General features: G+C 69.1%; 3 protein-coding genes. All 3 read right to left on the bottom strand.

Annotation, left to right across the window (positions count from 1 at the left end; genetic code table 11):
• Positions 1–705: 705 nt before the first annotated feature.
• The 3 genes from IFT60_RS15625 to IFT60_RS15615 all read right to left on the bottom strand — a co-directional run bounded on the left by IFT60_RS15625 (position 706) and on the right by IFT60_RS15615 (position 7,626).
• A complete protein-coding gene (locus tag IFT60_RS15625; RefSeq protein ID WP_192053102.1) occupies positions 706–4,026 on the bottom strand; it encodes a DUF8487 domain-containing protein in 3,321 nt (1,106 codons plus the stop codon).
• A gap of 200 nt (positions 4,027–4,226) precedes the next feature.
• Positions 4,227–6,290, bottom strand: a complete 2,064-nt coding sequence (locus IFT60_RS15620) for a rhamnogalacturonan lyase (RefSeq protein ID WP_197986351.1) — start codon at positions 6,288–6,290, stop codon at positions 4,227–4,229.
• A gap of 16 nt (positions 6,291–6,306) precedes the next feature.
• Positions 6,307–7,626, bottom strand: coding sequence for an SGNH/GDSL hydrolase family protein (locus IFT60_RS15615; protein WP_192053098.1), 1,320 nt, complete (start codon positions 7,624–7,626; stop codon positions 6,307–6,309).
• Positions 7,627–7,650 lie beyond the last annotated feature (24 nt).

The following is a 7,650-nucleotide window of genomic DNA, read 5'->3' as shown; positions in this document are numbered from 1 at the left end:
TGATTCCTCGGGTTAAAGTGAGCAATAAGCTCAGAAAGCATAATACAAGGGTGGGCTTCGCCCACGCGGTCTCCCCTGCGCACGGTGGCTGCCCTCGAAGCGGCCCGCTCCATCGCATTCGCGGTGAAAACGACGCCTGCGGTTTCTCGATGCCGTATCCGCGTGGGCGGAGCCCACCCTACGGTACGCAACCGACGGTGGTCGGTCCGGATTGGCCGCGGCGTCACGTAGGGTGGGCTCCGCCCACGTGGTCTCCCCTTTGCACAGTGGTTGCCCTCAAAGCGGCCCGCTCCGTCGCATTTACGACAAAAACCACGCCGGCGGTTTCTCAATGTTGTATCCGCGTGGGCGGAGCCCACCCTACGGTACGCAACCGGCGGTAGCCGGTCTAGATCCGCCACGGCATCACGTAGGGTGGGCTCCGCCCACGCGGTCTCCCCTTCGCACAGTTGCAGCCCTTGAAGCGGCTGAAGAGGAAGCCGACGGTTCTTGACGCCGCATCGCGCACGGTGCGCTACAGCGATAGTCGCTCCAGACAAAAAAACGCCAGCCGCAACATGCCGGCTGGCGCAGGAGACCCGTTGGAAATCACTGAGACACCTCGCGCTGCCGCTGGGGCAGCGACGAGATGGATTCATTCTAGCGCCCGCCCGGCACGCCGGAACATCGGCGGCGAAAGAATCAGCGCACTGAGCGAAGCATACTTCAGCGCTTGGGTTTGCGCTCTTCCATCCCCGCCTCGTCGATGTCGCTCGAGGCCGCGCGCGAACGCTTGTATTCGAGCTCGCCCTCTTCTTCCGGCAGCGCCGGTCCCGCATACAGCACGGCCACGTCGGCCAGGGCGCTGGCGCGGTCCGTGCCGAAGCCGGACAAGGCGGTCAGGCGCAGGTGGCGCGCCGTCACCGGCTGGGCGAAGCGCACGGTCTGCGGGTCGAAGGTCGAGCCGAGCGTCGCCCGCTGCAGCTCGCGCCAGGCGGCGCCGTCGTCGCTGACCTCGATGCGCCACTCGCGCACGTCGCCCTCATGCTCGCGGTGGTTCTGGCGCGGCATCAGCACCAGGCCCGCGAACGGTACCGGCGCGTCAAACGCGATATTCAGCACCGGCTGCGGCCGTGGCGCATCGCCGCGCACCGACACCAGCGCATAGGTGTTCGGGTCGCCGTCGATGGTGTTGGCGGCATCGGGCCAGCCGCTCGCCGTCGCGCCCAGCTTTTTCATCACGCGGGTGTCGAACAGGGTCGCGCGCAGCGCCTCGGGCGCCAGCGTGGTCTTCGGCGCAAAGGCAGTCGAGGCCATGTAGTCGAGTACCGACTGGCGCAGCTGGCGCGCCACCGGACGCGAGGCGAGCTTGCCTTCCAGGTCGAAGGTCGACACCAGCAGCTTGCCCGGCCCGACCTGCGCCTCGAACAGCGTGCCCAGCTTGTAGTTGCGGTTCCAGTCGTCGATCGGCTGCACGATCGGGGCCAAATCCCGGGGCAGGCGGTCCAGGTTCATGGCGCGCGCGCCGTTCACCAGTTCGCTCCACTGCCAGTCGAAGTGCGATTCGGTCGGGAAGCCGGCCAGCGCCGGGTGTTTTGCATCGATCGACAGCCCCAGCATGCGGCCCCAGCCCGGATTCATCAGGCGGTTCCAGAATACCGGCACGTCGGCCAGCGGCGGCGAGGTCCAGTCGAGATCCGCCTTGCGCGGCAGGTAGAGCACCTTGCCGCCGCCCTTCAGGGCCGCTTCGGCCGTGTTCCACGATTGGGTCACGAGTACCGACGGCGTTTGCGCCGGCGTCACCTGCTCCGGATACAGCCAGAAGTTCCAGTCGTTGGCGACGCGGGTGCCGGCCAGGCCGACCACCAGCTTGTATTGCGCCGGCGCCGGCAGCGCCGCCAGGCTGGCGTCGATGCGCCCGAGCGGCGTGTTCTTGCCGATCGGGATGGCGCGCGTGTCGAAGCGCCCTTCCAGCACGGCCTTGCCGCGCGCATCCTCGACCCGCCACCAGGGACTGGCCTTGGCGAGCGCGCCCTTGCCGTAGTGCGCGATCTCGACCGGCACGTCGAGCTTGTCCTTCGTCGTGAGCACGAGCCGCGTCAGGCGCGCCAGCGGCACGGTCTCGCCGTTGAAGCGGCGGAACTGCTCCGCCGTGGCATAGCCCTTCGGTTCCCAGAAGGTATCGAGCACGCCGACCAGGGCCGTGCCCTGGCCGAGGTAATCGTGCAGGTCGAGCAGCTGGAAGCCGCTCATGCCGCGCGTGCGCAGCACCGCCTCGATCTCTTCCTTGTAGGCGGCCAGCTGCCACTTGCCCGAGGCCAGCGCGAAGTCGCGGTTCTTTTCCAGTACGCCGTGGTCACGGGCCGAGTCGCGGAAGATCTCGTAGTTCCCGGGGCGCAGGTAACCAGTGAACTTGTCGATGATGGAAAAATCGGGATACGCCACCCACTGCCCGGTCTCGTGCGCCAGCACCGGCACCTTCACGCCTTCGAGCGAGGCCGCGTAGTCGCGACCGAACCAGCCGGTCTTGTTGCGCAGCGGTTTGGGGCCGATGCGCTGGATCGCCAGGTAATCGGTGCCCTCGTCGACCTTCGGTACCGACGGTTCGGTGTGGCCGGTGCCGTTGGTGTACAGGCGGCGCGGGTCGCGTTCGCGGTAGTGCGCGATCCACTTGTCGAAGGATTCCTTCCAGCGTCCAGACGGCTCGTTGCTCGGGCTGAGCAGCAGGAACGACGGATGGTTGCCGTAGGCGCGGATCATGCGCTCGGTCTCTTCGTACAGCATCGCCTCCAGCGGCGAACCGGGCGACACGCTGTTCCACATGCCCGGTTCCGGCTGCAGGTAGATGCCCACTTCGTCGGCCGCCTGGAAGGCCGCCTCGGGCGGATTGAAGGAGTGGAAGCGCACGTGGTTGATGCCCCAGGCCTTGTTGATCCTGAAGATCTTCTTCCAGTATTCGACGTCGGTCGGCGGATAACCGGTCAGCGGAAAATCGCCGCCGTGGTGGGTGCCGCGCATGAACACGGGCCGGCCATTGACCAGCATGTCCATGCCTTCGGCGCGGATCTGCACGAAGCCGAACGACAGCCGGCGCGTGTCGAGGGCAGCGCGCGCACCGTCGCCCCGCAAGGCCAGCGACATGGTCTGCAGCGCCGGCGTGAACTCGTCCCAGGTCTTGGCGTTCTTCGGATACTGCACGGTGAACTCGGCCTGGCCGCCCGCTTCGGTCCAGCTGACCGGCACACGCTTGCCGTTGGCGAGGACGGTGCCGCTGCCGGCGCGCCCGCCGGCATTCCCGATGCGCATGACGACGCGCGCGCTGCGCGTGGCCACGTCCGGATAGACCTGGGCGTCGTCGATGTACACCGGGCTGGTCGCGCGCAGTTCGATCTTGCCGACGATGCCGTTCCAGCTCATGCCGAGCGAATCGGACACGCTGTGCGAGTCGAGCCGGTAATTCAGTTGCATGCGGCTGTCGACGCGCACGGCGATGCGGTGGGTTCCCGGGCTGAGCTGCCCCAGGTCGACCACGTGCTCGGCCACCAGGCTGCGGTTGGCGCCGACCTCGCGCCCGTCGACCCACACGGTCGAACCCCAGCGCGGACGCTCCATGAATAGCGTCACGCGCTTGCCGGCCCAGGCCTTGGGCACGGTCACGTCGCGCGCATACCAGGCCGCGCCCAGGTAATGGCGCGGCGGCTGGCTCAGGAACGGCACCTTGACCTGGCCCTCCTTGGTATAGGCCTTGTAGTCCTCGCGCTGGTGCCACTGGCGGTCGTACAGCGACAGCACCCAGGGCGTACTTGCCGAGATCGGGTCGCCATGGCCCTGGGCATTCAGGATACCGGGCAGGCGGATGGTCTGGGCCAGCGTGCGCGCCGGCCAGCCCTGCTCCACGCCGACGTCGGTGCGGTCGAGCGCGAAGCGCCAGGTGCCGGCCAGGTCGATGGTTTCCACGGCGCGCGCGGGCGCGGGAAGCAGAAAGACGGATGCCAGCAGGGCCGGCACGATGGTGCTGCGGATAGTGATGCGGATGGTATGGTGCATGCGGGAGGTCCGTGCTGGCGGCCAGGCTGCGCCGCGGGTGGCTGATGCCGGCGATTGTGGCATACGGCTGAGCGCTGGGCGGGTTGTCAACCGCTCAAGCGCTTGAGTGTTTGGGCGCTGTCGAGCCGGCGTTGTCGAGCCGGCTTGATGCGGCCCGGCCCGCGATGTGACGCGGGCCGGGGACGCCGCGCGTCGTGACGTCAGCGCGGGGCAGCGGCAAGGCCCGGCCGGCGCGCGACAATCGTCGGCGCCGGCGGCGCCTTCATGCCGCTGCCGAGGTAAAAGCCCGGATGCGGCGGCTGGTTGTAGGCCGTGTTTTGCCAGGCGACCGCCACCCGGTACTGCGCATCGTGCATGAGCGTCACCAGGCGCCGTTCGGTGGGGTACGGCGTCGTGTAGATGCGCAGGAACTGCTGGTCGGGCGTGTGCCACACGACTTCCTCGCGCCAGTCGCCGAACAGGTCGGCCGAGAGCACCGGCACGTTCTTGGTGCCGTTGGAATGGGTGGCGCCGGTCGCTTCCAGCAGGGTATGCGAGCGGCCGGCCAGCCAATCCCATTTCGTGATCCGGTTCTGGTCGAACAGTTCGCGCAGCTCGTCGCCATCCCACCAGACCAGGAAACTCGCCTCGCGCGGATGCCTGGCCTGCTCGCCGCCAGGACCCTCGATCGGCTTGCCCTGGGCCGTGTACAGGCCCGGCTGGTTGCTCCCCCAGGCCTCGGCGCCCGGGAAGCGTGGATCGATGTCCGCAGCCACCCCGCGCCCGGTATCCTTGTCCGCCGGCGTGCTCCACAATACCTGGCCGGTGCGTGCATCGAGCATGGCGGCGCCGATGCCGCCGTTGCGGCGCACGTCTTCGTGCACGCCGAACTTCTCGAGGCCGGGACGCGTCGGGTCGAGGTCGCCCAGATGCATGGCGTCGCCATGGCGCAGGCCCGTGTTCCACAGGCCCTCGCCGTTGTCGTCGATGGCCATCGCGCCGTAGACGATTTCGTCCCTGCCGTCGCCGTCGGCGTCGGCCACGCCCAACTGGTGGTTGCCCTGCCCGCCCCAGGCTTCCAGGCCGGCGCCTTTCCCGCTTGCCGCGCTGTCGAACACCCATCGCTTCGTCAGCTTGCCGTCGCGCCAGTCCCAGGCCGCCAGCGTCGTGCGCGCATAGTAGCCGCGCGCCATGACGATGCTGGGGCGCTGGCCGTCGAGATAGGCGGTGCCGGCCAGGAACCGGTCGGAGCGGTTGGCGAAGCCGTCGCCCCAGGTTTGCGTCATCTGCGCCGCGCTCGGCGCGTCGGTGCGCGGGTCGCGCGCCGGCCAGTACGGTTCGCTGGCCAGCGCCTTGCCGCTGAGGCCATCGAAAATCGTCAGGAACTCGGGACCTTTCAGGATCCGGCCCTGCAAGGTCGCCACCATGCTGCCGTCCGCCTTGAGCGTGCTGCCGGTGCGATCCTGCGTCGGCGTTTCGCCGCCCGTTTCACGCCAGTCGGCCTGCGCGTCGCCGAGTACCCTGCCGCTGCCGTCGACCGTGCCGTCGCTCGTGCGCACGGCCAGTTCCGCGCGGCCGTCGCCGTCGTAGTCGAATACCTGGAACTGCGTGTAGTGGTTCCCGGCGCGGATGTTGCGCCCCAGGTTGATGCGCCACAGGCGCTTGCCTTCCTGGGTGTAGGCGTCCAGGTAGACCTCGCCGGTGTAGCCGCCGAAGGCATTGTCCTTGGCGTTGGACGGATCCCATTTCTGGATGATCTCGTAGCGCCCGTCGCCATCGAGGTCGGCCACGCTGGCCTCGGTGGCGACGTAGGTATAGGCATCCCCCGCCGGCGTGACGCCCGCCGGAGGCTGCTGGATCGGAATGCCGAGATAGCCCTCGCTCCAGACGGCGGCGGGTTTGCTGGCGTCGACGTCCTTGCGCCCGACACGGGCCTTGACGACATAGGTCGAGCGCGGCGTGCCATCCTTGTCGACGGTGTTGGTGGCGGCGCGCGCAGGCAGGGCCGCGATCTTCTTGCCGTCGCGGTACACGTCGAAGGCCGTCCGCGGCGCGTCGGTCGCCAGCAGGCGCCAGGACACGAGGTTGCCGCCATCCCTGGCGGGCACGGCAACCACGCCCCGGTCCAGGGCTTCCATCCAGCGCGGCACCGCTGTGGTAGGCGATGCGGTATTCGCTGAGGTAGTCGCCGCGGTATTCGCTGCCCCCGCCCCTGCCGCGCCCAGCGCGAGTGTGATCGCGCCGGACACGACACCCCGGCGCAGCGTGAATCGATTCGATGCCATGTTCATTCCCTGTTCCTCATTGTTGTCCACGCGTTGATGCTTCATGCGCCCGGCCGCAGCCCGCGAGTCGGTTGATCGGCACCGCCCCCGCCATCGCCCGGTACCCGGCCGCCGACAGATGCAATCCATCGCCGGAATCGTAGGCCTTCTGCAGCCGGTCGATCGCCGCCGGATCGCGCACCGCGGCGTCGAAGTCGGCCACGCCGTCGAACAGGTTCGAGCCGCGCAGCCAGTCGTTCAGGGCGACGCGGTCGGCCTCGTTGTGCGGCTGCGGCTTGTAGATGCGCCCACCGACATAGGGCGTGATGGTGCCGGCGATCAGGCAGACGCCTTGCGCGTGGGCCTTGGCGGCCAGTTCGCCCCAGCCGGCCTGCAGTTCCGTCATCATCGCCTGGCGTGCTTCCGGCGTATCGCGGCCGGCGCGCAGCAGGTGGCCCATGTCGTTCACGCCGATCAGCACCAACGCATGCGTCACGCCGGGGTGCGCCAGCACGTCGCGCTCGAAGCGCGACAGCAGGTTCGGCCCGGTATCGTCGCGCAGCATGCGGTTGCCGCCGATGCCGGCATTGATCACGCCGACTTGCGGCCCGCCTTCCGCCGCCAGGCGCCGCACGAGGTAATCGGGCCAGCGCTCGTCGCGGTCCTTGCCGGAGCCGCTACCGTCGGTGATCGAGTCGCCGATCGCCACCAGCACGCCCTGGGCGCCTGGCGCCTGCACTTCGATGCCGGCGACCTGGTACCACGAACCGACGGCGCGCGCGCCGGTCAGCGCCGGCTGCGCCGCCTGGTTGCCCGGTGCGACGAACTGGGTCGAATGCGCGGCCGGGTGCGCGCTCTGGCGCGCGGGGGCCGACACCACATGCAGCGACAACGCCAGGTGCTCGCCCGCCGTCACCGGGAATGCGAGCGGGTCGCTCAGGACTTCCGCGCCGGGGGCCACGCTGACGCCGGCGGCGCCGCCGAAGCGCAGCGCAGCCGGTGCGGCGCCGGCGAGGTCGCCGACGCCGGGCCGCGCCGGCCGGCCGACCGTGGCGGCGCCGATCACCAGCGGCTCGGCGCCGTACAGGTTGCTGATCCGGACCCGCAGTGCGTCGCCGCCCAGCGACAGGCGCATCGCCTGGCGCAGCGTCACGTCGCGCCCTTCGGCCGCCGTTAGCGCCACCTTGTCGTTCGGGACCATCAGTGCGCTTCCCCAGCTCTCCTTCCAACTCGCCTTCCACTCGGGCGCGGGCGCGGTGGTGGCGCAGCCGGCCAGCCAGGCGACCGCCAGCGCCGTTCCGGCAAAACGCAGGGCCGCGTGCACACGGGGCGTAAAACGGTTCTCGTGCAAGGTCATTCTGTTCTCCATCGTGTCATGTCA

The sequence above is a fragment of the Massilia sp. CFBP 13721 genome, from assembly GCF_014842025.1.
In the GTDB taxonomy this organism is placed as follows: domain Bacteria; phylum Pseudomonadota; class Gammaproteobacteria; order Burkholderiales; family Burkholderiaceae_D; genus Telluria.
The sequence above is the reverse complement of the archived record's forward strand: the minus strand, read 5'-3'. Positions and strand labels throughout refer to the sequence as shown.